This is a genomic window from Pseudomonas prosekii (assembly GCF_900105155.1).
Lineage (GTDB): Bacteria > Pseudomonadota > Gammaproteobacteria > Pseudomonadales > Pseudomonadaceae > Aquipseudomonas > Aquipseudomonas prosekii.
Genome location: NZ_LT629762.1, coordinates 2,836,594 through 2,861,459, shown reverse-complemented (window position 1 = coordinate 2,861,459; position 24,866 = coordinate 2,836,594). Strand labels below are relative to the sequence as shown.

General features: G+C 59.5%; 24 protein-coding genes. 7 read left to right on the top strand and 17 right to left on the bottom strand.

Annotated features, from left to right (window positions below; all coding sequences use genetic code 11):
* Positions 1–141 precede the first annotated feature (141 nt).
* The 3 genes from BLU01_RS12920 to BLU01_RS12910 form a co-directional block, all read right to left on the bottom strand.
* Positions 142–2,172: a pyridoxamine 5'-phosphate oxidase family protein gene (locus BLU01_RS12920; protein ID WP_092275779.1), complete on the bottom strand. Its 2,031-nt coding sequence runs from the start codon at positions 2,170–2,172 to the stop codon at positions 142–144.
* Positions 2,173–2,218: 46 nt separating this feature from the next.
* Positions 2,219–2,845 (bottom strand): glutathione S-transferase family protein, encoded by a 627-nt coding sequence (locus BLU01_RS12915; RefSeq protein WP_092275776.1) that lies wholly within the window; start codon positions 2,843–2,845, stop codon positions 2,219–2,221.
* A gap of 243 nt (positions 2,846–3,088) precedes the next feature.
* Positions 3,089–3,988: a LysR family transcriptional regulator gene (locus BLU01_RS12910; protein ID WP_092275774.1), complete on the bottom strand. Its 900-nt coding sequence runs from the start codon at positions 3,986–3,988 to the stop codon at positions 3,089–3,091.
* 160 nt (positions 3,989–4,148) lie between these two features.
* Here BLU01_RS12910 and BLU01_RS12905 point away from each other — a divergent pair, with 160 nt between their 5' ends.
* Genes BLU01_RS12905 through BLU01_RS12880 form a run of 6 tightly spaced genes read left to right on the top strand, consistent with a single transcriptional unit; the run spans position 4,149 to position 9,912 of the window.
* Positions 4,149–4,772 carry a CDP-alcohol phosphatidyltransferase family protein gene (locus tag BLU01_RS12905; RefSeq protein WP_092275771.1) on the top strand — a complete coding sequence of 208 codons (624 nt, stop codon included), beginning with the start codon at positions 4,149–4,151 and terminating at the stop codon, positions 4,770–4,772.
* A 35-nt stretch (positions 4,773–4,807) separates the two neighbouring features.
* A complete protein-coding gene (locus tag BLU01_RS12900) occupies positions 4,808–6,565 on the top strand; it encodes a bifunctional alpha/beta hydrolase/class I SAM-dependent methyltransferase (protein WP_092275768.1) in 1,758 nt (585 codons plus the stop codon).
* A complete protein-coding gene (locus BLU01_RS12895) occupies positions 6,562–7,872 on the top strand; it encodes a phosphatase PAP2/dual specificity phosphatase family protein (RefSeq protein ID WP_092275764.1) in 1,311 nt (436 codons plus the stop codon). The genes BLU01_RS12900 and BLU01_RS12895 overlap by 4 nt, the downstream gene beginning before the upstream one ends.
* On the top strand, positions 7,862–8,347 hold the full coding sequence (locus tag BLU01_RS12890) for a hypothetical protein (protein WP_092275761.1): 486 nt from the start codon (positions 7,862–7,864) through the stop codon (positions 8,345–8,347). The genes BLU01_RS12895 and BLU01_RS12890 overlap by 11 nt, the downstream gene beginning before the upstream one ends.
* A 10-nt stretch (positions 8,348–8,357) precedes the next feature.
* A complete protein-coding gene (locus BLU01_RS12885; protein ID WP_092275758.1) occupies positions 8,358–8,978 on the top strand; it encodes a lysophospholipid acyltransferase family protein in 621 nt (206 codons plus the stop codon).
* Between the two features lies 1 nt (position 8,979).
* On the top strand, positions 8,980–9,912 hold the full coding sequence (locus tag BLU01_RS12880; protein ID WP_092275755.1) for a phosphatidate cytidylyltransferase: 933 nt from the start codon (positions 8,980–8,982) through the stop codon (positions 9,910–9,912).
* Positions 9,913–9,997: 85 nt separating this feature from the next.
* On the opposite strand, the gene glmS is transcribed toward BLU01_RS12880, so the two are convergent.
* Both glmS and BLU01_RS12870 read right to left on the bottom strand, forming a co-directional pair.
* A complete protein-coding gene (glmS, locus tag BLU01_RS12875; RefSeq protein ID WP_092275751.1) occupies positions 9,998–11,833 on the bottom strand; it encodes a glutamine--fructose-6-phosphate transaminase (isomerizing) in 1,836 nt (611 codons plus the stop codon).
* 1 nt (position 11,834) lies between these two features.
* Positions 11,835–12,611, bottom strand: coding sequence for a DeoR/GlpR family DNA-binding transcription regulator (locus tag BLU01_RS12870; RefSeq protein ID WP_092275748.1), 777 nt, complete (start codon positions 12,609–12,611; stop codon positions 11,835–11,837).
* 180 nt (positions 12,612–12,791) lie between these two features.
* Between BLU01_RS12870 and idi the strand changes: the two genes are divergently transcribed.
* Positions 12,792–14,366 (top strand): isopentenyl-diphosphate Delta-isomerase, encoded by a 1,575-nt coding sequence (gene idi / locus BLU01_RS12865; protein WP_092275745.1) that lies wholly within the window; start codon positions 12,792–12,794, stop codon positions 14,364–14,366.
* 56 nt (positions 14,367–14,422) lie between these two features.
* Here the strand turns inward: idi and glmU are convergent, their stop codons facing one another.
* From glmU to BLU01_RS12805, 12 genes are all read right to left on the bottom strand, one after another.
* Positions 14,423–15,790 carry a bifunctional UDP-N-acetylglucosamine diphosphorylase/glucosamine-1-phosphate N-acetyltransferase GlmU gene (glmU, locus tag BLU01_RS12860; protein ID WP_092275742.1) on the bottom strand — a complete coding sequence of 456 codons (1,368 nt, stop codon included), beginning with the start codon at positions 15,788–15,790 and terminating at the stop codon, positions 14,423–14,425.
* Positions 15,791–15,906: 116 nt separating this feature from the next.
* Positions 15,907–16,332 (bottom strand): F0F1 ATP synthase subunit epsilon, encoded by a 426-nt coding sequence (locus BLU01_RS12855; RefSeq protein ID WP_092275739.1) that lies wholly within the window; start codon positions 16,330–16,332, stop codon positions 15,907–15,909.
* A 44-nt stretch (positions 16,333–16,376) separates the two neighbouring features.
* Positions 16,377–17,756 carry a F0F1 ATP synthase subunit beta gene (gene atpD, locus BLU01_RS12850; protein WP_092275736.1) on the bottom strand — a complete coding sequence of 460 codons (1,380 nt, stop codon included), beginning with the start codon at positions 17,754–17,756 and terminating at the stop codon, positions 16,377–16,379.
* A gap of 27 nt (positions 17,757–17,783) precedes the next feature.
* Positions 17,784–18,644, bottom strand: coding sequence for a F0F1 ATP synthase subunit gamma (atpG, locus tag BLU01_RS12845; protein ID WP_092275733.1), 861 nt, complete (start codon positions 18,642–18,644; stop codon positions 17,784–17,786).
* Positions 18,645–18,694: 50 nt separating this feature from the next.
* Positions 18,695–20,239: a F0F1 ATP synthase subunit alpha gene (gene atpA / locus BLU01_RS12840; protein WP_092275730.1), complete on the bottom strand. Its 1,545-nt coding sequence runs from the start codon at positions 20,237–20,239 to the stop codon at positions 18,695–18,697.
* Between the two features lie 21 nt (positions 20,240–20,260).
* Complete coding sequence (locus tag BLU01_RS12835; protein WP_054594854.1) at positions 20,261–20,797, bottom strand: F0F1 ATP synthase subunit delta; 537 nt, start codon at positions 20,795–20,797, stop codon at positions 20,261–20,263.
* Positions 20,798–20,809: 12 nt separating this feature from the next.
* Positions 20,810–21,280: a F0F1 ATP synthase subunit B gene (locus BLU01_RS12830; protein ID WP_008027535.1), complete on the bottom strand. Its 471-nt coding sequence runs from the start codon at positions 21,278–21,280 to the stop codon at positions 20,810–20,812.
* 56 nt (positions 21,281–21,336) lie between these two features.
* Positions 21,337–21,594, bottom strand: a complete 258-nt coding sequence (gene atpE, locus BLU01_RS12825) for a F0F1 ATP synthase subunit C (protein ID WP_002555987.1) — start codon at positions 21,592–21,594, stop codon at positions 21,337–21,339.
* A gap of 134 nt (positions 21,595–21,728) precedes the next feature.
* The gene (atpB, locus tag BLU01_RS12820; protein WP_092275727.1) at positions 21,729–22,598 is read right to left on the bottom strand and encodes a F0F1 ATP synthase subunit A; all 870 of its coding nucleotides are present in this window, start codon (positions 22,596–22,598) and stop codon (positions 21,729–21,731) included.
* Between the two features lie 16 nt (positions 22,599–22,614).
* Positions 22,615–23,022, bottom strand: coding sequence for a F0F1 ATP synthase subunit I (locus tag BLU01_RS12815; protein WP_092275724.1), 408 nt, complete (start codon positions 23,020–23,022; stop codon positions 22,615–22,617).
* 148 nt (positions 23,023–23,170) lie between these two features.
* Positions 23,171–24,043, bottom strand: coding sequence for a ParB/RepB/Spo0J family partition protein (locus BLU01_RS12810; protein ID WP_092275722.1), 873 nt, complete (start codon positions 24,041–24,043; stop codon positions 23,171–23,173).
* Positions 24,044–24,052: 9 nt separating this feature from the next.
* Positions 24,053–24,850: a ParA family protein gene (locus BLU01_RS12805; protein ID WP_092275719.1), complete on the bottom strand. Its 798-nt coding sequence runs from the start codon at positions 24,848–24,850 to the stop codon at positions 24,053–24,055.
* Positions 24,851–24,866: the final 16 nt, after the last annotated feature.

Genomic DNA, 24,866 nt, shown 5'->3' with positions numbered 1-24,866 from the left:
ACGGCCTCCCCCGCCCCTGTAGGAGCCGAGCTTGCTCGCGAAGGCGGCCTGACATTCAACAATGATGTCGACTGATCCAACGCTATCGCGAGCAAGCTCAGCTCCTACAGGGTTTTGTGTGGTTGCGGGATTTTGCGTTGATCAAAGATCCAGCACCAACGGTTCCGAGCTTTTCGCCGGGATGGCGCAGCAGATCAGCACGTGCCCCGCTTCCGGCACTTCGGCCGGTGGCTGTGGATAATTCACCTCGCCGCTGATCAGCCGAGTTTTGCAGGTGCCGCACGAGCCGCCGCGGCAGCTGAATTCCGGGTTCAAGCCACGGCTCTCTGCCAGCTCGAGCAAACTGCCGCCGTCCGGTTGCCAGCGCGCTTCTTTGGCTGAGCGCTCGAACACTACCGACACCGACGTAGTCGCGGCAGGCGGTTGCTCGATGACAATCGCGTCCGGGTCCGGGCGACGGCGCAATGTCGAAGGGCCGAACGTTTCGGCATGAATGTTCGAATCGCGGATGTCCAACTCGCGCAGGCTGTCGTACAAACCCTGGGTAAAACTGCCCGGTCCGCAGAGGACAAAGTCCACCTGGTCGTAGTCCTCACCCTCAAGCATCGTAAGCAGCAGCGCCGTGTCGATGCGCCCGGTCAGGTCAAAGTCTTCGCCCTCGCGCGCGTCCGCTTCCGGTTGGCTGAGCAAACGCAGGACCCGAACCTTGTCCCCGGCCCCTTCAAGCAAGCGGTCCAACTCTGCGCGGAAGGGCTGATCCGCCAGGCTGCGAGAACTCTGGAAAAACCACGTCGGCCGAATATGCCGCGTGCGCCAGCCCTGATAAACCACCTCGCGCAGCATCGACAGCAACGGCGTGATGCCGACGCCCGCCGCCAACAGCACCAACGGCCGCCGCTCATGTGGCGCCACGGTGAAATGCCCCTGCGGCGCGCGGGCCTCCAGCACATCGCCGACCTTGATCAGCTCATGCAGGTGCGACGACACCAGCCCGTCACGTTTTACGCTGATACGAAAAAAGTCATCCGACGGCGCGCTCGACAAACTGTAAGTGCGGATAGGCGTCTGGTCGCCAATCTTGAAGCGCAGCGGCAAATGCTGCCCGGCCTGGAACACCGGCAACCCGGCGCCATCGGCAGGTTCAAAGTAAATCGAGCGGATATTCTGGCTCTCGGCTTCGATCCGCGTCACCCGCAGCGGCCGCCAGGCATCGCCCAAGGCCTGAGCCTGCAAGCGCGCGGCGGCCTGCTCCCAGGTCCCGGTCATCAGACTGTTCGGCGACATGCCGTCGAAACGCCAGCGCAGGGCCAACGCCGCTGGCCGGCGCACCAGCCGTTCAACGTCAAATGTCCACAAACGCTCGGCGCCCTGGAACGCCTCGATTTGCGGACCGTCGAGGATGATTTCGGTGCGGCCACCGAGTTGCAGCACATCGCCGCTATTGAAGTCGATAAACAGCAAACCCGCGCGCGGATTGACCAGCAGATTGCCCAGCGTGTTGAAAAACAGGTTGCCGGAAAAGTCCGGAATGGTCAGGCGATTGCCTTCAATGCGCACAAAACCGGGCTGGCCGCCGCGATGGGAAACATCCACCGAACGCACGCCGTCGACCTCGACATAACTGGCGACAAACAAGGTATCGGACTGGGCGATCATCGCTCTCGCGGCGTCATCCAGTTGGTCGAGGCGTTCGGCGATACGCGTCGAAGGATCGGCCAGCGGCACCGAGCGGAACTGGCGCAATTGAATGTATTGCGGGCAATTGCCATACGACTGCTCCACCGCGACCTCGAAGCCATTCGCAGACATCGCGCCGACCCGGCCATTCATGCGGTTGCGCCGACGGGTGTGCAACTCGATGCCGAGCAGGCCGATGGCCGCGCCAGCGCTCAATTGCGCGGGATCATCCGCCGCCGGCAGGCTGGCGAACTGCAAACGGGCGGCATCTGGCGACTGGACAAAACCCGGCGCACCCTCCATGACGCTGGCCCACGGATGGCCATCAGCATCCACCGCGCCGTACAGCATGAACGGCAATTGCTGATAGAACTGACGGTGCTGGTCCGGCATCTCGCTGCGAATCACCCGACGGCCGAGGGTTTCCATTCGCTCGGCAACACCGACCTGTTCCTGCAATTGGCGTTCGCCAGCGTGCCACGGTGAATGTTCCATTACGGCGTCTCCCTTGCGCGCTTGGCGCAACGTGAACAGCTGGCAATCAGGCAGTTTGTTGCAGGCCGGCGACGGTGCGCGGCATGCCGACAAAACCCGGCAAGGCTTCGATCCGCGCCAGCCAGGCACGCACGTTGGCGTAGTCGTCGAGCGAGACATTGCCTTCCGGCGCGTGGGCGATGTAGCTGTAGGCGGCGACGTCGGCGATGGTGGGCTGATTGCCTACCAGGAAGTCGCTGTTGGCCAATTCCTGATCAACCACTTTGAGCAAGTCATGCGAACGGCTGATCGCTTCGTCAGCGTTGTACGGCGCGCCAAACACGGTGATCAACCGGGCGCGGGCGGGGCCGAAAGCGATTTGCCCGGCCGCTACCGACAACCAGCGCTGGACCTTGGCCGCACCTTCGGGGTCAGTCGGCAGCCACTGGCCGTTGCCATATTTTTGCGCCAGATACACCAGGATCGCGGTGGAATCCGCCAGCACCACGCCTTGATCATCGAGCACCGGCACTTGGCCAAACGGGTTGATCGCGAGGAACTCGGGTTGTTTGTGCGCGCCTTTGGCGAGGTCAACGAGGATCAATTCGGTCGGCAGTTGCAGCAGCGACAGCATCAACTCGGCGCGGTGCGCGTGGCCGGAGCGGGGAAAGTTGTAAAGCTTGATGGCGTTCATGAGCGACTCCGCTGGGTGATGGCGCCGTTCAAGAAATGAGCAGCACCGATGGCGGCCATCATCTGCCTATGGGCAAAACAACAGAATCACCAGCATCCGCAATCGATTATTTCAGTGCGCGCAATAACGCTTTTGCGCAGGAGCGAGGCTTGCCTGCGAAGGCGTTCTCACAGCCAACCCATGGGGTGAATCCGAAACCGTTTTCGCGGGCAAGCCTCGCTCCTACAGAGGGGCTTTCGGTGGTCAGGACAATGCAGAGTTTGCACGCAGTGTTTTCACGGCGAAATCGACAAAACTGCGCACCCGCGCCGATGCCTTGCGCCCGCCCTGGTACACCACGTGAATGGGTTGCGGCGGCAATTCGAAGTCCGCCAGGACAATCTCCAGTTCACCGCTGGCGACTTTACCCGCCGCTTGATACGACAACATTCGCGTTGGCCCCAACCCGAGGCACGCCGCCGTCACTGCGGCTTGATTGGACGTCACCACCAAGCGCGGTTCCGGGCGCACGCTGAGCGGCTGGCCCTGGTCGAGAAACGGCCACGCGCGCAACTGGCCGATCGCCGACGTGGCGACGACCGGGGCGCCGCTCAGGTCTTGCGGATGTTGCGGTCGGCCATGGGTTTGCAGATAGCCCGGTGAAGCGCAGATCACCCGGCGCACTTCGCCGACGCGGATCGCGTGCTGGTTGCTGTCGGGCAATTCGCCGATGCGCACCGCGACATCGATGCCCTCCTCGACCATGCTCACCACCCGATCGACCAGCAGGGCATTGACCGTCACTTCCGGGAATTGATTCAGATAGCCGACCATCATCGGCGTCACGAACAAATCGCCGAACAACACTGGCGCGGTCACGGTCAGTTGCCCACGCGGTTGCGCGTGGCTGCCTGCGGCGGAATCCTCGGCTTCCTGCACCTCGGCGAGAATTCTCCGACAATCTTCCAGGTATCGCTGGCCCGACTCGCTCAAATGCACGCTGCGCGTGGTGCGCGTCAGCAGCGAAGTGCCGAGGCGTTGCTCCAGCGCCGCCACCGCGCGCGTCACACTGGCCGCCGACATGCCCAAACGCCGCGCCGCTGCGGAAAAGCCCTGATCCTGAGCGACCGCGGCGAACACCTGCATTTCCTGGAAACGGTCCATCGATCAACTCCTGAACACTAAAAGGCCCGAGCCCGAGATTGCCCGACCGCGCGGTTTTACGCTGGAAGAAAATGCCCCATGCGGTTTTACTGGCAATCTGATAATTGTGACGTATAACCCTGAACGCTCACGCTTTCAATTGCCCGAGAACCCTCTGCCAATGCCCTCCATTTACCAACTCAAACCGGCGTTCCAGAATCTGCTGCGACCGCTGGTGCAACGTTTGTTCGATAACGGCACCACCGCCAACCAGATCACCGTGCTCGCCGGGGTCATTTCGGTAGTGGTCGGCATCGCGGTCGCCGGTTTTGCCGAGCATGCGTGGGTGTTTGCGCTGATCCCGGTGTGGATGATCCTGCGCATGGCGCTGAATGCCATCGACGGCATGCTCGCCCGCGAATTCGGCCAGCAGTCGCGTCTCGGCGCCTACCTCAATGAGCTGTGCGATATCGTCGCCGATTGCGCGCTGATCCTGCCGTTCGCGTTGATCGCCGACGTCAGCCTGTTGATTGTGCTGGCGGTCACGCTGCTGGCGTTGTTGAGCGAGTACAGTGGCGTACTCGGGCCGATGGTGGGCGCGTCGCGACGCTATGACGGGCCGATGGGCAAAAGTGATCGGGCGTTTGTGCTCGGCGTGCTGGCCACCGGCATCGCACTTGGCTGGATCAGCGCGTTGTGGATAAATGTCGTGTTTGGGGTGGTCGCCGTCCTGCTGGCTTACACCTTGGTCAACCGGGTCCGCCAAGGCCTGAAAGAAGTGCAGGTAAACGTACCCTCGGCGTAAGCCCTCATTCGGATCTTTAGCATAAGGAACATGCAATGCGCGAAACCCAGCAGCAGACCTTCATCACCCACGACGGCGTTGAGTTGTTCTACCGGCATTGGCCAGCCACATCCGCCAATCCCGATGAGCCGCGCAAAGCTGTGCTGCTGTTCCATCGCGGCCACGAGCATTCCGGGCGCATAGCCCACTTGGTCGATGAACTCGACCTGCCCGGTTTCGACTTTTTTGCCTGGGATGCGCGCGGCCACGGCCAATCGCCCGGCGCGCGCGGCGACAGCCCGAGTTTCGCCACCAGCGTGCGTGACGTGCAGACCTTCTGCGATCACCTGAGCGCGACTCACCAGATTGCCGAAGAGAACATGGCGGTGATCGCGCAGAGCGTCGGCGCGGTGATTGTTTCGACCTGGGTTCACGATTACGCGCCGCGCATCCGCTCGCTGGTGCTCGCTTCGCCCGCGTTCAAGGTCAAGCTCTACGTGCCGTTTGCGCGTTCGGGCCTGGGGCTGATGCGCAAGTTTCGCGGCAACTTTTTCGTCAACAGCTACGTGAAAGCCAAATTCCTCAGCCACGACCCGGAACGCGTCGCCTCCTACGACAGCGATCCGCTGATCACCAAGGCGATTTCGGTGAACGTGTTGCTCGGCTTGTACGAAGCCGCCGACCGTGTGGTGGCCGATGCCCAGGCGATTCAAGTGCCGACGCAACTGCTGATCTCCGGCTCGGACTTCGTCGTCCACCGCAAACCGCAGGAACAGTTTTTCGAACGCCTCGGCAGCCTGAAAAAAGAGAAACACATCCTGCCGGGCTTCTTCCACGACACCCTCGGCGAACGTGATCGCGCCGTGGCGGTGGCCAGCGCCAAGCGCTTCATCCTGCAAAACTTCGACTACCCGCTGGACCGCGCATCCTTGCTCGACGCCGACAAGATCGGCCTGACCTGCGCCGAATCCGAATCCCTCGCCGCGCCGCTGCCGCACAACTCGTTGCGCGACCTGTACTGGCGCATGACCCGCGCCAGCATGCGCCTGGGCAGCAAATTGTCGGAAGGCGTGAAACTCGGTTTCGACACCGGTTTCGACTCCGGCAGCACGCTGGATTACGTCTATCGCAACCAGCCGACCGGCAAGGGCGGGCTCGGGCGGATGATCGATCAGAACTACCTGAACTCGATCGGCTGGCGCGGCATTCGCCAACGCAAAATCAACGTCGAAGAACTGCTGCGCCTGACCATGGGCAAACTGCGCGACGAAGGTCGCCCGGTGCGCATCGTCGACATCGCCGCGGGTCACGGGCGCTACATTCTTGAAGCGCTGCAGGGCGTCAGCCCGCTGCCGGAATCGATCCTGTTGCGCGATTACAGCGACATCAACGTGCGCGACGGCGGTGCGCTGATCCGCGATAAAGGCCTTGGCGACATCGCGCAGTTTGTGAAGGGCGACGCCTTTGACCGCGCTGATCTGGCAGCGCTGGAGCCAAAACCGACGTTGGCAGTGGTTTCCGGTTTGTATGAATTGTTCGCCGACAACGCGATGGTCGGCGGTTCGCTGGCAGGTCTTGCCGAAGCCGTGGAGCCCGGCGGTTATCTGGTTTACACCGGGCAGCCGTGGCACCCGCAATTGGAGCTGATTGCCCGCGCGCTCACCAGCCACCGTCAGGGCCAGGCGTGGGTGATGCGTCGGCGCAGCCAAGCGGAAATGGACCAATTGGTCGAAGCGGCGGGTTTCCGCAAGATCACGCAACGGGTGGATGAATGGGGGATCTTCACCGTGTCCCTCGCGCAACGGGTGCAATGATGCTCGACGCCCCAAGAGAGCCAGGCTTACTGAAACCGGCGGTGCTCTGGCTGCTGGTGCTGGCGCCGCTGTTTTTCGCCAGTTACGGTTTTGCCACGTGGTACACCACCCAGCGCAGCGACGTCGGCACGTACGTGTTCGAGTGGGAAACGGCCATGCCTTTCTGGGCGTGGACCATCGTGCCCTACTGGACGATTGACCTGCTCTACGGATTTTCGCTGCTGTTGCCCAACACCCGCCACGAACTCAAACGCCACGCGTTGCGGCTGCTCAGCGCGCAGGTGATCGCGGTCAGTTGCTTCCTGATCTGGCCGCTGCGTTTCACTTTCGAGCGGCCGGAACTCGACGGCGTGTTTGGTTGGCTGTTCGCGGTGCTGGCCGGTTTCGACAAACCGTTCAATCAGGCGCCGTCGCTGCACATCGCGCTGCTGGTGATTCTGTGGGTCATCTATCAACGCCATTTCCAGGGCGTATGGCGCTGGTTGGTGCACGGCTGGTTCGCGCTGATCGGCATTTCGGTGCTGACCACTTATCAACATCACTTTATCGACTTACCCACAGGCGCCCTCGCCGGTTGGCTGTGCGTGTGGTTGTGGCCGCTGGAACACTCAAGCCCGCTGCGCAGTGTGCGTCTGGCCAAAGACCCGAAGCGCTGGCGGCTGGCGCTGCGTTATTTGTTCGGCGCTGCGATTTTCGCAATCCCGGCGTTTGGTTTGGGCGGCGGTTGGTTGTGGCTGATCTGGCCGGCGGTGGCGCTGTTCTTGGTGGCGCTGAATTACGCGGTGCTCGACGCCGACGGTTTTCAGAAACGCGCCGATGGGCGTTTGAGCCCTGCCGCGCGCTGGTTGTTTGCGCCCTATACGGCGGCGGCGTGGATCAACTCGCGGCTGTGGACGTACAAACATCCACAGCCCAACGAGGTTGTGGATAACGTTTGGCTCGGCCGTTTGCCCGATGGCGATCAATTGCAGCCCTTTAAAGCGATAGTTGATCTGTGCGCCGAGCTGCCGCTGAATCCACAGGGTCGCGCCTATAAAAGCCTCCCGGTCCTCGACCTGACTGCGCCCAGCGCCGAGCAATGCCTGGCCGCCGCGCAAGCTATCGAACAATTGCGTCAACAAGGCCCGTTGCTGGTGTGCTGCGCTTTGGGTTATTCGCGCAGCGCCACGGCGGTTGCCGCGTGGTTGTTGCACAGCGGCCGCGCGACCTCGGTCGATGCCGCAGTGGCGATGATCCGGGCCGCCCGCCCGCGCGTGGTGTTGCACACGGCGCATCGCCAGGCACTGGAGAACGCGTATGCCAGTTGAGGTCGAATTGCACGTGGTCGCCAGCCTGCTGCGTCGCGGCCGTTCGCTGGATCAGTTATCCACAGGGCTGACAGTGCTCGGTGTGTTGTTCGGTCTGCTGCAATGGCTGCTGGTTACGCCATTGGCGCTGGGGTTGATCCTCAGTGTCTGGCTGATCGTTACCGGACTGTGGCAAAAATATTGGGCGTTTCGGGTCGCCTTCGACGCTGATCTTTTTGCGTTGATGGCGCGTGATGGCGGTGCCGATGCCGATGCAGATGCTCAGGCGTTGGCGTTGGCGCAGCGCACGTCAGCGCTCGATCAAGCTTTGCAAAACCTGGGTCTGCAACCGGCGGATCGCGCCGGTCGACCTTGGCCGGAACGTCAACGCGGGGCGCTGAAACTGCTGCGCAATCAAGCTGTCCTACTCGCCGCGCAGGTGCTGCCCACCGTGGCGGTAATCCTTGCCAGCCCTTGGCTGTCTTTCGCCGGATAAGGAAATCGTTATGTTCGAACCCGTGGTCGCCACCCTCATCACCTCCATGGCCCGCACCGTCACCGGCGCTCGCAGCCTGTGGATGGGCTGCGCGCCAGAACCGGTGCAGCGGATTTATTTCGCCAACCACAGCAGTCACGGCGACTTCGTGCTGCTGTGGGCCTCGCTGCCACCCGCCCTGCGCAAACTCACGCGCCCGGTGGCCGGCAGCGATTACTGGAACAAAAGTGCGCTGCGCCGCTACATCATCAGCCGCGTGTTCAACGGCGTGCTGATCGACCGCGAGCGCAAAGACCCTGTAGATAACCCGTTGCAGCCAATGCTTGATGCGCTGGAGCAAGGTCACTCGCTGATCATCTTCCCCGAAGGCACACGCAATCTGGAGGACGGTTTGCTGCCGTTCAAAAGCGGCGTGTATCACTTGGCGAAAAGTTACCCACAGGCGCAACTGATCCCGGTGTGGATCGCCAACCTCAATCGCGTCATGCCAAAGGGCCGCGTGCTGCCACTGCCGCTGCTGTGCACCACCAGTTTCGGCGCGCCGCTGCAATTGGACGCGGACGAGAGCAAAGAGCAATTCCTCACCCGCAGCCGCGAAGCGCTGCTGGCCCTCGCCCCGGAGCATTCCTGACATGGATAGACAAACCCTGATGCTGTTCGGCGGGATCGGCCTGATTCTGGTGCTGGCCTCGGTGATCGGCCTGATCCTCAAACTGCGCACTCGCGGCACGCCGAACGCCGTGGTGGAAAACCTCAATGCGCGCATCAACGCCTGGTGGGTGATGGTGGTCGTGATCGGCATCGCCTTCTGGCTCGGCACCGGCGCGGTAATCTTGCTGTTCTACGCCGTGTCGTTTTACGCGTTGCGCGAATTCCTCACGCTCACGCCGACGCGCCGCAGCGATTACCCGGCGCTCGTTGCCGCGTTTTACCTGGCGTTGCCGCTGCAATATTTGCTGATCTATTTCGACTGGTACGGACTGTTTTCGATCTTCATTCCGGTCTACGTATTCCTGCTGCTGCCAATCCTCGCCTCGCTCGGCGGCGACAGCACGCACTTCCTCGAACGCGCGTCGAAAGTGCAGTGGGGTCTGATGATCGCGGTTTTCTGCGTGTCGTTCGTGCCGGCACTGCTGACCCTCGACATCGCCGGTTACGAAGGACGCAACCTGCTGCTGATCGCCTACTTGGTGATCGTCGTGCAACTGTCCGACGTGTTGCAGTACGTGTGCGGCAAGTTGTTCGGCAAACACAAAATCGCCCCCAACCTCTCGCCCTCGAAAACCGTCGAAGGCTTCGTCGGCGGCGTGCTCCTGTCCTCATTGATCGGCGCAGCGCTGTGGTGGACCACCCCGTTCAACCCGTGGCAGTCGTTCCTGATTGCACTGCTGATCAACTTGCTCGGCTTTGCCGGCGGGATCGTCATGTCGGCGATCAAACGCGATCGGGGCGTGAAGGATTGGGGGCACATGATCGAAGGTCACGGCGGGATGCTGGATCGGCTGGACTCGGTGTGTTTCGCGGCACCGATCTTCTTTCATCTGGTTCGGTATTGGTGGACTTGAGGTAGCTCACACCTGGATTTCACAGCAAAAAAAAACCGCAGCCAACGCTGCGGTTTTTTTTGTTTCGGCATCAGCTGTGAATAACTTATTCCACAGTCACCGACTTGGCCAAGTTACGCGGCTGATCGACATCTGTACCTTTCAACACCGCCACGTAGTACGACAACAACTGCAACGGGATGGTGTAGAGGATCGGCGACAGGATGTCGTGGATGTGCGGCATCTGCACCACGTGGGTGCCTTCGCCGTTGCTCATGCCAGCCTTTTCGTCAGCGAAGACGATCAGCTCGCCGCCACGCGCGCGGACTTCCTGGAGGTTGGATTTGAGCTTCTCCAGCAGTTCGTTGTTCGGCGCCACGGTGACCACCGGCATGTCGTTGTCGACCAGCGCCAACGGGCCGTGTTTCAGTTCGCCAGCCGGGTAGGCTTCGGCGTGGATGTAGGAGATTTCCTTGAGCTTCAGGGCACCTTCCATCGCCACCGGGTATTGCGCGCCACGGCCGAGGAACAGGGTGTGGTTCTTGTCGGCGAACAGTTCGGCGATTTTTTCCACGGTGCTGTCCATCGCCAGGGCTTCGCCGAGACGGGTCGGCAGGCGACGCAGTTCTTCCACCAGGGTTGCTTCCATGCCCGCCGCCAGGGTGCCGCGCACTTGGCCGAGGGACAGGGTCAGCAACAGCAGGCCGACGAGCTGGGTGGTGAAGGCTTTGGTCGAAGCCACGCCGATTTCGCGGCCAGCCTGGGTCAGCAGGGTCAGGTCGGATTCACGCACCAGCGAGCTGATGCCGACGTTGCAGATGGCCAGGCTGGCGAGGAAACCCAGTTCCTTGGCGTTGCGCAGGGCGGCCAGGGTGTCGGCGGTTTCGCCGGACTGCGAAATGGTCACGAACAGCGAGTCGGGCTGCACCACTACTTTGCGGTAGCGGAATTCACTGGCGACTTCAACCTGGCACGGGATGCCGGCCAGTTCTTCGAGCCAGTAACGCGCGACCATACCGGCGTGGTAGCTGGTGCCGCAGGCAACGATCTGCACATTGCGCACTTTGGCGAACAACTCCGGCGCTTCCGGGCCGAACGCTTCTACCAAAACTTGTTGCTGGCTCAGGCGACCTTCCAGCGTGCGTTGCACGACCGAAGGCTGCTCGTGGATTTCCTTGAGCATGTAGTGACGGAACTCGCCTTTTTCGGCGGATTCAGCGTTGTCGCCGTACTGCACGGTTTCGCGCTCGACGAGTTGACCGTCAAGGTCCCAGATCTGCACGCTGTCGCGGCGAATCTCGGCGATATCGCCCTCTTCCAGGTACATGAAGCGGTCAGTCACCTGACGCAGCGCCAATTGGTCGGAAGCGAGGAAGTTTTCGCCCATGCCCAAACCAATTACCAGCGGGCTGCCGCTGCGTGCTGCGACCAGACGGTCTGGCTGATCAGCGCTGATCACTGCCAAACCGTAAGCGCCGTGCAGTTCTTTGACGGTAGCTTTGAGTGCGGTGGCCAGATCCGGCAGATCCTTGAGCTTGTGCGCCAGCAGGTGCGAGATGACTTCGGTGTCGGTGTCCGAGGAGAACACGTAACCCTGAGCCTTCAATTGTTCGCGCAGGGCTTCGTGGTTCTCGATGATGCCGTTGTGCACCACTGCCAGGTTCTGCCCGGAGAAATGCGGGTGCGCGTTGCGTTCGCACGGCGCGCCGTGGGTGGCCCAACGGGTGTGGGCGATGCCCAGACGACCGACCAAAGGCGCCGCTTCCAGCGCCATATCGAGCTCGCTGACCTTGCCCGGACGACGCACGCGATCAAGGATCCCGTCGTTGGTGAAGACCGCCACACCGGCGCTGTCATAACCACGGTATTCGAGGCGCTTGAGGCCTTCGACGAGGATGGCGGTGATGTTACGTTCTGCGACTGCGCCGACAATGCCACACATGTTATTTCTCCTGACTGACAGCCGCGAGGATCAAATTGATTCCGCGAGCCTGTATCTGATCCCGTGCCTCTTGCGGCAGGCGATCATCGGTAATAAGGGTATGGACGCTGCTCCAGGGCAGCTCCAGGTTGGGAATCTTGCGGCCGATCTTGTCGGCCTCGACCATCACCACCACTTCGCGGGCGACTTCAGCCATGACGCGGCTCAAACCCAGCAGTTCGTTGAAGGTCGTGGTGCCGCGGACCAGATCGATGCCATCGGCACCGATGAACAACTGGTCGAAATCGTAAGAGCGTAGTACCTGCTCCGCCACCTGCCCCTGAAAGGACTCGGAATGCGGGTCCCAAGTGCCGCCGGTCATCAACAGCACCGGCTCGTGCTCCAGATCGCTCAAAGCGCTGGCCACGTTGAGGGAGTTGGTCATCACCACCAGACCGGGTTGTTGCCCCAGTTCCGGGATCATCGCGGCGGTGGTGCTGCCGCTGTCGATGATGATTCGCGCATGCTCGCGAATCCGCGTGACAGCGGCGCGAGCGATGGCTTGTTTGTATTTGGAAATCGGTTGACCGAGATCCGCCACCAATTCCTGTGGCATCGTCACCGCGCCACCGTAACGGCGCAGCAGCAGCCCATGGCTTTCAAGGGCGGCGAGGTCTTTGCGAACCGTCACTTCCGAGGTTTCGAAACGCTTGGCCAACTCGTCGACACTGACTTCGCCCTGCTCATTGAGCAAGGCGAGGATGTTGTGGCGACGTTGAGGTGTGTTGCGCTTGGACATTGGCTACTAAGTTTCGATTCGAAAGATAACGGAAGCAATCAAAACCTATTGGCGAAACTTCGTCAAGCGCCGTTTAAGATTGGCAGACCTGCGGCTATGGGTTGTACTGCACGTTATTGGCTCCCGCTCGCGACCGCGTGCTGCTGGCCCGGATTTCAGCGTTTGAGGTGGATTGAAGCCATGGAAGAGTCCCTGATACTGGTGGATCAGAACGATCAGCAAATCGGTACTGGCCACAAAATGGCAATTCACCGTGAAGGGCTGATGCATCGCGCGTTTTCGCTGTTCATCTTCGACCGCCACGGGCGTTTGCTTCTGCAACAACGCGCGCAGAGCAAATATCACTCGGCCGGGCTGTGGACCAATTCATGCTGCGGCCATCCGCGCCCGGGCGAAACCACCGCGCAAGCGGCGCATCGCCGGCTCGGCGAGGAGATGGGGTTTGATTGTGTGCTGGAGGAAGTCACGACCCTGATCTACAAGGCTGAAGTGCCGGGCGATCTGATCGAGCACGAGTTCGATCACATTTACATTGGCCGCTTTGACGGTGAACTGCAGCTCAATCCCGAAGAAGCGGCGCAGGCGCGCTGGATCGAAACCGCGGAATTACTGCGCTGGATCGACGCCGAGCCGCAAGTGTTTACCGTGTGGTTCAAGACCATCCTGCTGGCCCCGGCGTGCGCGCTCGAACACTGGAAATCCCGCGCACAGGCCGGTTTGCAGATTGATCCGGTGGTTTACCAGGATCAAATCCTCACGCAAGTGTCGCGCACCTTTGCCCTGACCATCCCGCAACTGCCCGCCGAGCTCTACCCCGCCGTCGCCAATGCGTATTTGCTGTGCCGGATCGCCGACACCATCGAAGACGAGCCTGGGCTCAGCGTTCGGCAGAAACACCATTACGAAGACGGGTTCCTCAATGCGTTAGCCGGTGGCGCGGATCCGCGGCGTTTCAGCGAAGACTTGAGCGAGCAACTGACAGAACAGACGCCGCTGGCTGAACGCGATCTGGTCCGGCACCTGCCTGAGGTGTTGAGCGTATTCCACAGCCTGAAGGCTTCGCATCGCACGGCGATTTTTGATTGCGTGAAGGTGATGACCGAAGGCATGAGCGAGTTTCAGGAGAATGCCGGGGTTCAGGGCTTGGCGACTCACCAGCATCTCGACCGTTATTGTTATTGCGTGGCCGGCGTTGTCGGAACGCTGCTGACCGATCTGTTCATCGATTACGACCCGACGCTATTGCCGCACAAAGCCAAGCTGCATCACTTGGCCCTGTCGTTCGGCATGGGTTTGCAATTGGCCAATATCCTCAAGGATCAGGCGGACGACCGTAAACGCGGGATCAGTTGGTTGCCGCAGGACTTGCTGGCCAGGCACGGCGTCGAGTTGTCGCAAGTGCAATCCGCGCCCAATGAATTGCTCTACGCGCAGGCGGTTGACGAGCTCATTGGCACCGCCCACTCGCATTTGCAACGGGCACTGGACTACGCGCTGCTCATCCCTGGCAGGCATGCGGGCATTCGGCGTTTCATGTTGTGGAACATCGGATTGGCGATATTGACGTTGCACAACGTCCATAAAAATCCGACCAAACCGGTCAAGGTATCGCACGCCGGGGTGGCTTGGATTATCGGTTCGACGCGGCTGTTGCAGCGATCGAATGGCGGCCTGCGCGTGCTGTATAAAATCGCTGCACGCGGGTTACCGGTGACACCGCTGGCAGCCGAGTGGCATGTGCCACTCGACTGTTAGCCAGCTGTTTCTTCGGGGAAATTTTGGCGGGGGATAAAACCTGAGCTGTGGATAACTCAGCTCTTTTTGATTTTCTCCGGACGCTTCCAGCCATCGATGTTGCGCTGACGTGCACGACCGACCGCCAATTGAGCGTTATCCACATTTTGCGTGATGGTCGAACCGGCCGCCGTGGTTGCGCCGCTGGAGATATCCACAGGCGCGACCAGCGAATTGTTGGAGCCGATGAACACATCTTCACCCAACACGGTTTTCCACTTGTTCGCGCCATCGTAGTTGCAAGTGATGGTGCCCGCGCCGATGTTGGTGCGCGCGCCGACTTCGGCGTCGCCCAGGTAAGTCAGGTGGCCAGCCTTGGCGCCTTCGCCCAGATGGGCGTTTTTCAGTTCGACGAAGTTACCCACATGCGCGCGCGCTTCCAACACGGTGCCCGGACGCAGACGCGCGAACGGACCAGCATCGCTGCCCTCGCCGAGCATCGCGCCTTCAATGTGACTGTTGGCCTTGATCACCACGCCTTTGCGCAGGGTGCTGTCCTTGATCACGCAGTTCGGACCGATGATCACGTCATCTTCGATGACGACTTTGCCTTCGAGGATCACGTTAATGTCGATCAGTACGTCGCGACCGACGCTGACTTCACCGCGTACGTCGAAGCGTGCCGGGTCGCGCAGCGTGACGCCTTGCGCCATCAAACGACGGCCAGCGCGCAGCTGGTAGTGACGCTCGAGCTCGGAAAGCTGCTTGCGATCGTTGGCGCCCTGCACTTCCATGGCGTCGTGCGGCTGTTCGGTGGCCACCACCAGACCATCGCTGACTGCCATCGCAATCACGTCAGTCAGGTAATACTCGCCTTGCGCGTTGTTGTTGGAGAGACGGCTCATCCAGTCGCCCAAACGCTCGAACGGCACGGCCAGAATGCCGGTGTTGCCTTCGGTGATTGCACGCTGGGCGTCGTTGGCGTCTTTCTGCTCGACGATGGCGGTAACCTTGCCGTCGGCGTCACGCACGATGCGCCCGTAACCAGTCGGGTCGTCCAGTTCAACGGTGAGCAGGCCCAGTTGCTGCGGCTCGACTTTTTTCAGCAGGCGTTGCAGGGTTTCCACTTCGATCAGCGGCACGTCACCGTAAAGGATCAGCACGGTATCGGACTTGATGAAAGGAACGGCCTGCGCCACGGCATGCCCGGTGCCCAGTTGCTTGTCTTGCAGGACGAAATTCAGGTCATCCGCCGCCAGGCGATCGCGCACAGCGTCGGCGCCGTGGCCGATCACTACGTGAATGCGCTGTGGGTCGAGCTGCCGGGCGCTGTGGATAACATGGCCAAGCATCGAGTTGCCGGCAATCGGGTGCAGAACCTTGGGCAACGCCGAACGCATGCGAGTGCCTTGGCCGGCAGCGAGGATAACGATTTCTAGAGACATGACTGGCTACCATTCCTGGGTGGTCAGCAACTGCGACCAGGTGATGAAAATCGGAAAAGAAAAAAGGGTAGCCGAGGCTACCCTTTTTAATCAATCGCGCAACAAGTGATGGCCTGTTAGTGGCCGAACTTCTTGCGGATCTGCTGAACGGTGCGCAGCTGAGCTGTCGCCTCGGCCAGACGTGCAGCAGCAGAACCGTAATCGAACTCGGCGCCACGTTCATGCAAGGCTTTCTCGGCAGCCTTGACGGCTTGCTGAGCAGAAGCTTCATCCAGATCAGCAGCACGTTGCACGGTATCGGCAAGTACTTCGACCTTGTTCGGCTGAACCTCGAGGAAACCGCCGGAGATGTAGAACACCTCCTCTTCCCCGCCCTGCTTGATCAGGCGAATAGGACCTGGTTTGAGATTGGTGAGCAACGGCGCGTGACCCATGGCGATACCAAGATCACCGAGTGCACCGTGCGCAATCACCATCTCGACCAGACCGGAGAAGATTTCCCCTTCCGCGCTGACGATATCGCAATGGACTGTCATAGCCATCTGATTGCCTCAACCTAATGTGCGCCCGTTGCCGGGCGCCAGGGTTACAGTTTTTTGGCTTTCTCGATCGCTTCTTCGATGCCGCCGACCATGTAGAACGCTTGTTCTGGCAGGTGGTCGTAGTCACCGTTGAGGATGCCTTTGAAGCCTGCAATGGTGTCTTTCAGGGAAACGTATTTACCCGATGCACCGGTGAAGACTTCAGCCACGAAGAACGGCTGCGACAAGAAACGCTGGATCTTACGAGCACGGTTTACCAACTGCTTGTCGGCTTCCGACAGCTCGTCCATACCCAGGATCGCAATGATGTCCTTCAGTTCTTTGTAACGCTGCAGAACGTACTGGACGCCGCGAGCGGTGTCGTAGTGGTCCTGGCCGATCACGTTCGGATCCAGCTGGCGCGAAGTCGAGTCGAGTGGATCGACCGCTGGGTAGATACCCAGGGAAGCGATGTCACGGGACAGAACGACGGTGGCGTCCAAGTGGGCGAAAGTGGTCGCTGGCGACGGGTCAGTCAAGTCATCCGCAGGTACGTATACCGCTTGGATCGAGGTGATCGAACCGTTTTTGGTCGAAGTGATGCGCTCTTGCAGAGTACCCATCTCTTCGGCCAGGGTCGGCTGGTAACCTACTGCGGAAGGCATACGGCCCAGCAGTGCGGATACTTCAGTACCGGCCAGGGTGTAACGATAGATGTTGTCGACGAACAGCAGAACGTCATTACCTTCGTCACGGAACTTCTCGGCCATGGTCAGGCCGGTCAGTGCTACGCGCAGACGGTTACCCGGCGGCTCGTTCATCTGACCGTAAACCAGTGCCACTTTGTCCAGAACGTTGGAATCCTTCATCTCGTGGTAGAAGTCGTTACCCTCACGAGTACGCTCACCCACACCGGCGAACACGGAATAACCGCTGTGCTCGATGGCGATGTTACGGATCAGTTCCATCATGTTTACGGTTTTGCCTACACCGGCACCACCGAACAGACCAACTTTACCGCCCTTGGCGAACGGGCAAACCAGGTCGATTACCTTGATCCCGGTTTCCAGCAGGTCGTTGCCGCCTGCTTGTTCAGCGAAGGATGGCGCAGGACGGTGAATGCCCCAGCGCTCTTCGGTGTCGATCGGGCCAGCTTCGTCGATCGGGTTACCCAGAACGTCCATGATCCGGCCCAGGGTCGCTTTACCGACCGGTACGGAGATGGCTGCGCCAGAGTCGGTAACTTCCAGACCGCGCTTCAAGCCCTCGGTGGAACCCATCGCAATGGTACGAACCACGCCGTCGCCCAGCTGCTGCTGAACTTCCAGGGTGGTTTCAGCCGCGCTTACAACTTTCAGCGCGTTGTAGATGCTCGGTACGCTGTCGCGTGGAAATTCCACGTCGATAACGGCGCCGATGATTTGAACGATACGTCCGCTACTCATAGCTGGATCCTCTGAATATTTGAACCGTTAAACCGCGGCAGCGCCGCCGACGATTTCCGAGATCTCTTGGGTGATCGCAGCCTGACGCGCCTTGTTGTAGATCAGCTGCAAATCGCTGATCAAATCACCGGCGTTGTCGGTAGCGTTCTTCATCGCGATCATCCGCGCAGCTTGTTCAGCCGCGTTGTTCTCGACCACCGCCTGGTAGACCTGCGACTCCACGTAACGGACCATCAAGCCGTCAAGCAGCTCTTTGGCGTCCGGTTCGTACAGATAATCCCAGTGGTGCTTGAGGTTTTGATCCGGGGTTGCCACCAATGGAATCAACTGCTCCACGGTAGGCTGTTGCGTCATGGTGTTGATGAACTTGTTGGACACAACGCTCAGACGGTCGATACGACCATCGAGGTAGGCATCCAGCATCACCTTGACGCTGCCGATCAGGTCATTGATCGACGGTTCTTCACCCAGGTGGCTGATAGCTGCTACGACGTTACCGCCGAAGTTACGGAAGAAAGCCGCACCCTTGCTACCAACAACACACAGATCGATCTCGACGCCGTTTTCACGGTTTACCGCCATGTCCTTGACCAGGGCCTTGAACAGGTTGGTGTTCAAGCCACCACACAAACCACGGTCACTGCTCACCACGACATAACCAACGCGCTTGATGGCGCGGTCGATCATGAACGGGTGGCGATATTCCGGGTTGGCGTTGGCCAAATGACCAATAACCTGGCGGATGCGCTCCGCGTAAGGACGGCTAGCAGCCATGCGCATTTGTGCCTTGCGCATTTTACTGACCGCCACTTTTTCCATGGCGCTGGTAATCTTTTGCGTGCTTTTGATGCTCGCAATCTTACTGCGAATCTCTTTTGCGCCTGCCATGTAACACCTATCAGGTTAGCAAGCGGGAGCCTTGCGGCTCCCGCTGCGGCTTACCAGGTTTGGGTGGCCTTGAACTTCTCGATACCGGCTTTCATGCCAGCGTCGATTTCGTCATTGAAGTCACCCTTAACGTTGATCTTGGCCATCAAATCGGCGTGATCGCGGTTGAAGAAAGCAATCAGCGCTTGTTCGAAGCTGCCGATCTTGGCGATTTCAATGTCAGTCAGGAACCCACGCTCAGCGGCATACAGCGACAGCGCCATGTCAGCGATCGACATTGGTGCGTATTGCTTCTGCTTCATCAGCTCGGTAACGCGCTGACCATGCTCAAGTTGCTTACGGGTCGCTTCGTCCAGGTCAGAAGCGAACTGGGCGAATGCCGCCAGTTCACGGTACTGAGCCAGAGCGGTACGAATACCACCGGAGAGCTTCTTGATGATCTTGGTCTGAGCGGCACCACCCACACGGGATACCGAAACACCGGCGTTCACTGCAGGACGGATCCCGGAGTTGAACATGGCCGATTCCAGGAAGATCTGACCGTCGGTGATGGAAATCACGTTGGTCGGAACGAACGCGGAAACGTCGCCAGCCTGGGTTTCGATGATCGGCAGTGCGGTCAGGGAACCGGTTTTGCCGGTCACTGCGCCGTTGGTGAACTTCTCTACGTATTCTTCCGAAACGCGGGATGCGCGCTCCAGCAGACGGGAGTGGAGATAGAACACGTCGCCTGGGTAAGCTTCACGGCCTGGTGGACGGCGCAGCAGCAGGGAAATCTGGCGGTAAGCCACTGCTTGCTTGGACAGATCGTCATAAACGATCAGCGCGTCTTCACCGCGGTCGCGGAAGAATTCACCCATGGTGCAACCGGAGTACGGTGCCAGGAATTGCAGTGCTGCAGATTCCGAAGCGCTCGCAGCGACGACGATGGTGTTAGCCAGCGCGCCGTTTTCTTCCAGCTTGCGAACCACGTTGGCGATGGTCGATTGCTTCTGACCGATCGCTACGTAGACGCAGAAAATACCGCTGTTTTTCTGGTTGATGATCGCGTCGATCGCCAGAGCGGTTTTACCGATCTGACGGTCACCGATGATCAGCTCACGCTGGCCACGGCCGACAGGGATCATGGCATCGACAGCCTTGTAGCCAGTCTGTACAGGCTGGTCTACCGACTTACGCCAGATCACGCCTGGAGCAACTTTCTCGACCGCGTCGGTCTCGGTGTTGCCCAGTGGACCTTTGCCGTCAACAGGGTTACCCAGTGCGTCGACCACGCGACCCAGCAGTTCCTTACCAACCGGAACTTCGAGGATGCGGCCAGTGCACTTGGCGCTCATGCCTTCAGCCAGAGACTGGTAGGAGCCCAAAACTACGGCACCTACAGAGTCTTGCTCGAGGTTGAGAGCCATACCGAAGACGCCGCCCGGAAACTCGATCATCTCGCCGTACATTACGTCGGCCAGACCGTGAATCCGCACGATGCCGTCAGATACGCTGACGACTGTGCCTTCGTTACGGGCTTGGGAGGTCACATCGAGCTTGTCGATGCGGCCCTTGATAATTTCACTTATTTCGGAAGGATTGAGTTGCTGCATTGCTCTGCTGCCCCTTCAAACTCAAGATTTCAATGCTTCGGCAAGGTTTGCGAGTTTTCCGCGAACCGAGCCATCGATAACCAGGTCGCCGGCGCGGATGACAATGCCCCCGATAAGGGATTTGTCTTCCTCGACTTGCAGGCGCACTTCCCGGTTGAGTCGTGCACTGAGAACCTTGGCGAGTTTGTCTTGCTGTTCTTGGTTCAATGCAAAAGCACTGGTCACTTCAACGTCTACCGATTTCTCTTGTTCGGCCTTGTACAGGTCGAACAGAGCGGATATCTCCGGCAAAAGCGGGAGACGGTCGTTTTCGGCAACGACGTTGATGAAGTTCTGTGCCTTGGCATCAAACTTGTCGCCGCACACGTCAATAAACGTGGCGGCCTTGTCTGCGCTCGTCAGTCGCGGGGCCTTGAGCACGCGCTGCATAGTGTCGTCTTGCGACACTGCTGCAGCCAGGCCGAGCATGGCTGACCAAGAGGCCAGTTGCTGGTGGGCCTGGGCGTGCTCGAAGGCTGCCTTAGCGTAAGGTCGGGCCAACGTGGTCAATTCTGCCATGATCGCCCTCGCTTAAATTTCAGCAGCCAGTTTGTTTACCAGCTCCGCGTGCGCGTTTTGATCGATTGTGGCACCCAGGATCTTCTCTGCGCCGCCGACCGCCAGTGCACCCAATTGGGCACGCAGCGCGTCTTTGACACTGTTCAGTTCCTGTTCGATCTCGGCCTGAGCCTGAACCTTCACACGGTCAGCGTCGATACGGGCTTTTTCAACAGCCTCTTCAACAATCTGGTTACCGCGTTTCTTGGCTTGCTCAATGATTTCGGCTGCCTGAGCTTTCGCTTCGCGCAGTTGCTGACCCGCTTTATCTTGGGCCAGCTCCAGGTCGCGAGCTGCTCGGGCGGCAGCGTCCAGTCCATCCGCGATCTTCTTCTGACGTTCGTGCAAAGCCGCGATGACCGGAGGCCACACGAACTTCATGCAAAACAGTACAAAAATGAAGAACGCAACGGACTGGCCAATCAGGGTTGCATTAATGTTCACGCCAACACCTCGCTCGTTCGTTGCACATCAAACCAATCACTCGAAGGTTCGAGTGATTAGCCAGCGAGTTGACCAACGAATGGGTTCGCGAAGGTGAAGAACAGAGCGATACCAACACCGATCATGGTTACGGCGTCGAGCAGACCGGCAACGATGAACATTTTGACTTGCAGCATTGGAACCATTTCTGGCTGACGCGCTGCGCCTTCCAGGAACTTGCCGCCCAACAGGCCGAAACCAATTGCGGTACCCAGTGCACCCAGGCCGATCAACAGTGCAACAGCGATAGCGGTTAGACCAACTACAGTTTCCATCTTTCCTCCCGACTTTTACGTCGTATGGTTTAGGTTTTTTAGATTTTAAAGCGGTAAAACAAATCGTTTCATAAGCCCTGTTCGGGCACCCACCCGTTTGACCGGGTGGGACATCAGACTAGTCGAGACTGGTCTTAATGGTTCTCTTCGTGCGCCATCGACAGGTAGACGATGGTCAGCATCATGAAGATAAACGCCTGCAGGGTGATGATCAGGATGTGGAACACAGCCCACGCCCACTGCAGAACTACGCCCAGGCCGCTAAGCCAGAGCAGACCGCTGCCGAACATCACAGCAATCAGAATGAAGACCAGTTCGCCGGCGTACATGTTGCCGAACAGACGCAGTGCCAACGAAATCGGCTTGGCGATCAGTGTCACGAACTCCAGCAGGAAGTTCACCGGGATCAGCAGGGCTTGAACGAAGATGTTCTTGCTGCCGAAAGGGTGCAGGGTCAGTTCGCCGATGAAGCCGCCGATGCCCTTGACCTTGATGCTGTAGAAAATGATCAACGCGAACACCGACAGGGCCATGCCCAGGGTAGCGTTCGGGTCAGTGGTCGATACGGCACGGAATGGAATGTGCGCATCACCGGTGATCAGGATGGCCAGCTGAGGAATCCAGTCGACCGGTACCAGGTCGACGGCGTTCATCAGGAACACCCAGACGAAGATAGTCAGTGCCAGCGGTGCAATCACCGGGCTACGACCATGGAAGCTGTCTTTCACGCTGCCATCGACGAATTCGACCAATACTTCAACGAAGTTCTGCAAAGCACCCGGTTGACCCGACGTCGCCTTCTTTGCCGCCATGCGGAAAATCAGAACGAAGATCAGACCCAATGCGACCGACCAGCCGAGCGTATCGACGTGGAAAGCCCAGAAGCCCATTTCCTTGGCTTCTGCTGCGGTGTGGGCAAAGCCCCAGCCGCCGGTAGGATGCTGACCGAAGGTCAGGTTCTGCAAGTGGTGCTGGATATAGCCCGAAGCGGTTGTCTCTGCCATGGTTGCCTCAAACGCCCTAAGGTCTCGAAAGTCTTGTTCTCATCAGCAGGGGCGCGAACCAGCTGACCAGTTGGGTCAACACGAAGACGCCGAATACAGCTAACGGCGCCAATGGCTTCACACCTGCAAACGTCAATGCAAAGAGCACTGCCGTCAGAATTAATTTGCCCGCCTCGCCAGCATAAAAAGACCGGACGATGGCTTGAGCTGCTCGGGCGCCGGAAAACCGAAATGCCCTGTGAGCGAAATAAACATTGGGTAACAAGGCTATCAGGCCTCCGCAAAGACCTGAGTACCCGGCAACGACTCCATACCATTGCCAGAGCGCCAAAGCGGCAATGAGCACAACGATAAATTGAGCCATTAACACCGGAAAAACTGCCAGGCGATGGAACGGCAAGCGGTTTGGCGTGCGGGTTTCCATCACTTTTACTCCCCAATGGTCGGCTGCCAGAATTCAGTAACTTGGCATAATTTGTGCCGACAAAATGCGCGCAGAGTATAGGGGCGGTTCAGCCCCTATTCAACTGTCAGGTAGTGATTTCCGACTGCGCGCTACATGAGGAAATGTTTCAGCGGATGTGTGCAAGCACGCCTTGAAGCTCGTCGAGAGAGTTATAGCCAATCACCAACTGCCCTTTACCCTTCTTTCCATGACGGATCTGCACCGCAGAGCCTAGGCGCTCGGCCAGGCGCTGTTCGAGTCGAGCGATATCCGGATCAGGTTTTGCCGCTTCCACCGGCTCCGGTTTGCCGCTCAACCACTGGCGAACCAGTGCCTCGGTTTGGCGCACGGTCAGCCCGCGTGCGACAACGTGTCGCGCCCCTTCAACCTGTTGATTTTCCGGCAAACCGAGCAAAGCACGTGCATGACCCATTTCCAGGTCACCGTGCGAGAGCATGGTTTTGATGACTTCCGGCAATGCGATCAAGCGTAGCAGGTTCGCCACGGTGACCCGGGATTTCCCCACGGCCTCGGCAACTTGCTGCTGAGTCAGCTGGAATTCCTGCTGCAAACGCTGCAGGGCCACGGCTTCTTCGATCGGATTGAGGTCTTCGCGCTGAATGTTTTCGATCAGCGCCATGGCAATCGCGGTTTCATCCGGCACATCGCGCACCATCGCCGGGATGGTTTCCTGGCCAGCCTGCTGGCTCGCGCGCCAGCGACGTTCACCGGCAATGATTTCGAAACGACCGCTGCCGATCGGACGCACCACAATGGGCTGCATCACGCCTTGGGCCTTGATCGACTGCGCCAGCTCTTCGAGTGCCTGCGGGTCCATGTCGCGACGCGGCTGATACTTGCCACGCTGGATCAGGTCCAGCGGCAGATGCTGCAGCTCACGCTGATCGGCCTGCACCGCTTGCTCTTCGAGCGAGCTGACAGTCGGACCACTCAGCAGTGCATCCAGTCCACGTCCGAGACCTCGTTTCTTGACGGCCATGGGGATTCCTTAAGTTGCCTGAGCGGCGGCGGTGCGTGAGTTTTTGCGTTGACGGCGCACCAGCTCGCCGGCCAAAGCCAGGTAAGCGATGGCGCCACGCGATGATTTGTCGTACGCCAGCGCCGGCATGCCATAACTCGGCGCTTCGGCCAGGCGGATGTTGCGCGGAATCACCGTGTCGTAGAGCTGCTCGCCAAAGTGTTCCTTGAGCTGCGCCGAAACGTCGTTCATCAGGCTCAGGCGCGGGTCATACATGGTCCGCAACAGGCCTTCGACTTTCAGGTTCGGGTTCAGCAGTTCGGCGATGCGCTTGATGTTATCCACAAGGTCGCTCAACCCTTCGAGCGCGAAATACTCGCACTGCATCGGGATGATCACCCCATCGGCCGCAACCAGCGCGTTCAATGTCAGCATCGACAGGGACGGTGGGCAGTCGATCAGAATGTAATCGTAGTTTTCGCGGATCGGCGCCAGCGCGCTGCGCAGACGACTTTCCTTCATCTGCATTTCCAGCAGCACCACTTCGGCCGCAGTCAGATCGCGGTTGGCCGGCAACAATTGGTAACCACCGTGCTCGGAGTAATGCATGGCCTGAGCCAGATCGCATTCGCCGATCAACAGGTCGTAGACCGAGTTTTCCAAGCCATGTTTATCCACACCGCTACCCATGGTGGCGTTGCCTTGTGGATCAAGATCGATCAACAGCACCCGGCGCTTGGTAGCGACCAGGGAAGCTGCGAGGTTGATGCAGGTGGTGGTCTTGCCCACACCACCCTTCTGGTTCGCTATCGCGAATACCTTAGCCATTCTTGCTTGTGTTCCC

What these genes read in the sequence shown, in the direction of transcription:
- BLU01_RS12920 (WP_092275779.1), bottom strand. Translation starts at nt 2,172, where the DNA reads ATGGAACATTCACCGTGGCACGCTGGCGAACGCCAATTGCAGGAACAG.
- BLU01_RS12915 (WP_092275776.1), bottom strand. Translation starts at nt 2,845, where the DNA reads ATGAACGCCATCAAGCTTTACAACTTTCCCCGCTCCGGCCACGCGCAC.
- BLU01_RS12910 (WP_092275774.1), bottom strand. Translation starts at nt 3,988, where the DNA reads ATGGACCGTTTCCAGGAAATGCAGGTGTTCGCCGCGGTCGCTCAGGAT.
- BLU01_RS12905 (WP_092275771.1), top strand. Translation starts at nt 4,149, where the DNA reads ATGCCCTCCATTTACCAACTCAAACCGGCGTTCCAGAATCTGCTGCGA.
- BLU01_RS12900 (WP_092275768.1), top strand. Translation starts at nt 4,808, where the DNA reads ATGCGCGAAACCCAGCAGCAGACCTTCATCACCCACGACGGCGTTGAG.
- BLU01_RS12895 (WP_092275764.1), top strand. Translation starts at nt 6,562, where the DNA reads ATGATGCTCGACGCCCCAAGAGAGCCAGGCTTACTGAAACCGGCGGTG.
- BLU01_RS12890 (WP_092275761.1), top strand. Translation starts at nt 7,862, where the DNA reads ATGCCAGTTGAGGTCGAATTGCACGTGGTCGCCAGCCTGCTGCGTCGC.
- BLU01_RS12885 (WP_092275758.1), top strand. Translation starts at nt 8,358, where the DNA reads ATGTTCGAACCCGTGGTCGCCACCCTCATCACCTCCATGGCCCGCACC.
- BLU01_RS12880 (WP_092275755.1), top strand. Translation starts at nt 8,980, where the DNA reads ATGGATAGACAAACCCTGATGCTGTTCGGCGGGATCGGCCTGATTCTG.
- glmS (WP_092275751.1), bottom strand. Translation starts at nt 11,833, where the DNA reads ATGTGTGGCATTGTCGGCGCAGTCGCAGAACGTAACATCACCGCCATC.
- BLU01_RS12870 (WP_092275748.1), bottom strand. Translation starts at nt 12,611, where the DNA reads ATGTCCAAGCGCAACACACCTCAACGTCGCCACAACATCCTCGCCTTG.
- idi (WP_092275745.1), top strand. Translation starts at nt 12,792, where the DNA reads ATGGAAGAGTCCCTGATACTGGTGGATCAGAACGATCAGCAAATCGGT.
- glmU (WP_092275742.1), bottom strand. Translation starts at nt 15,790, where the DNA reads ATGTCTCTAGAAATCGTTATCCTCGCTGCCGGCCAAGGCACTCGCATG.
- BLU01_RS12855 (WP_092275739.1), bottom strand. Translation starts at nt 16,332, where the DNA reads ATGGCTATGACAGTCCATTGCGATATCGTCAGCGCGGAAGGGGAAATC.
- atpD (WP_092275736.1), bottom strand. Translation starts at nt 17,756, where the DNA reads ATGAGTAGCGGACGTATCGTTCAAATCATCGGCGCCGTTATCGACGTG.
- atpG (WP_092275733.1), bottom strand. Translation starts at nt 18,644, where the DNA reads ATGGCAGGCGCAAAAGAGATTCGCAGTAAGATTGCGAGCATCAAAAGC.
- atpA (WP_092275730.1), bottom strand. Translation starts at nt 20,239, where the DNA reads ATGCAGCAACTCAATCCTTCCGAAATAAGTGAAATTATCAAGGGCCGC.
- BLU01_RS12835 (WP_054594854.1), bottom strand. Translation starts at nt 20,797, where the DNA reads ATGGCAGAATTGACCACGTTGGCCCGACCTTACGCTAAGGCAGCCTTC.
- atpE (WP_002555987.1), bottom strand. Translation starts at nt 21,594, where the DNA reads ATGGAAACTGTAGTTGGTCTAACCGCTATCGCTGTTGCACTGTTGATC.
- atpB (WP_092275727.1), bottom strand. Translation starts at nt 22,598, where the DNA reads ATGGCAGAGACAACCGCTTCGGGCTATATCCAGCACCACTTGCAGAAC.
- BLU01_RS12815 (WP_092275724.1), bottom strand. Translation starts at nt 23,022, where the DNA reads ATGGAAACCCGCACGCCAAACCGCTTGCCGTTCCATCGCCTGGCAGTT.
- BLU01_RS12810 (WP_092275722.1), bottom strand. Translation starts at nt 24,043, where the DNA reads ATGGCCGTCAAGAAACGAGGTCTCGGACGTGGACTGGATGCACTGCTG.
- BLU01_RS12805 (WP_092275719.1), bottom strand. Translation starts at nt 24,850, where the DNA reads ATGGCTAAGGTATTCGCGATAGCGAACCAGAAGGGTGGTGTGGGCAAG.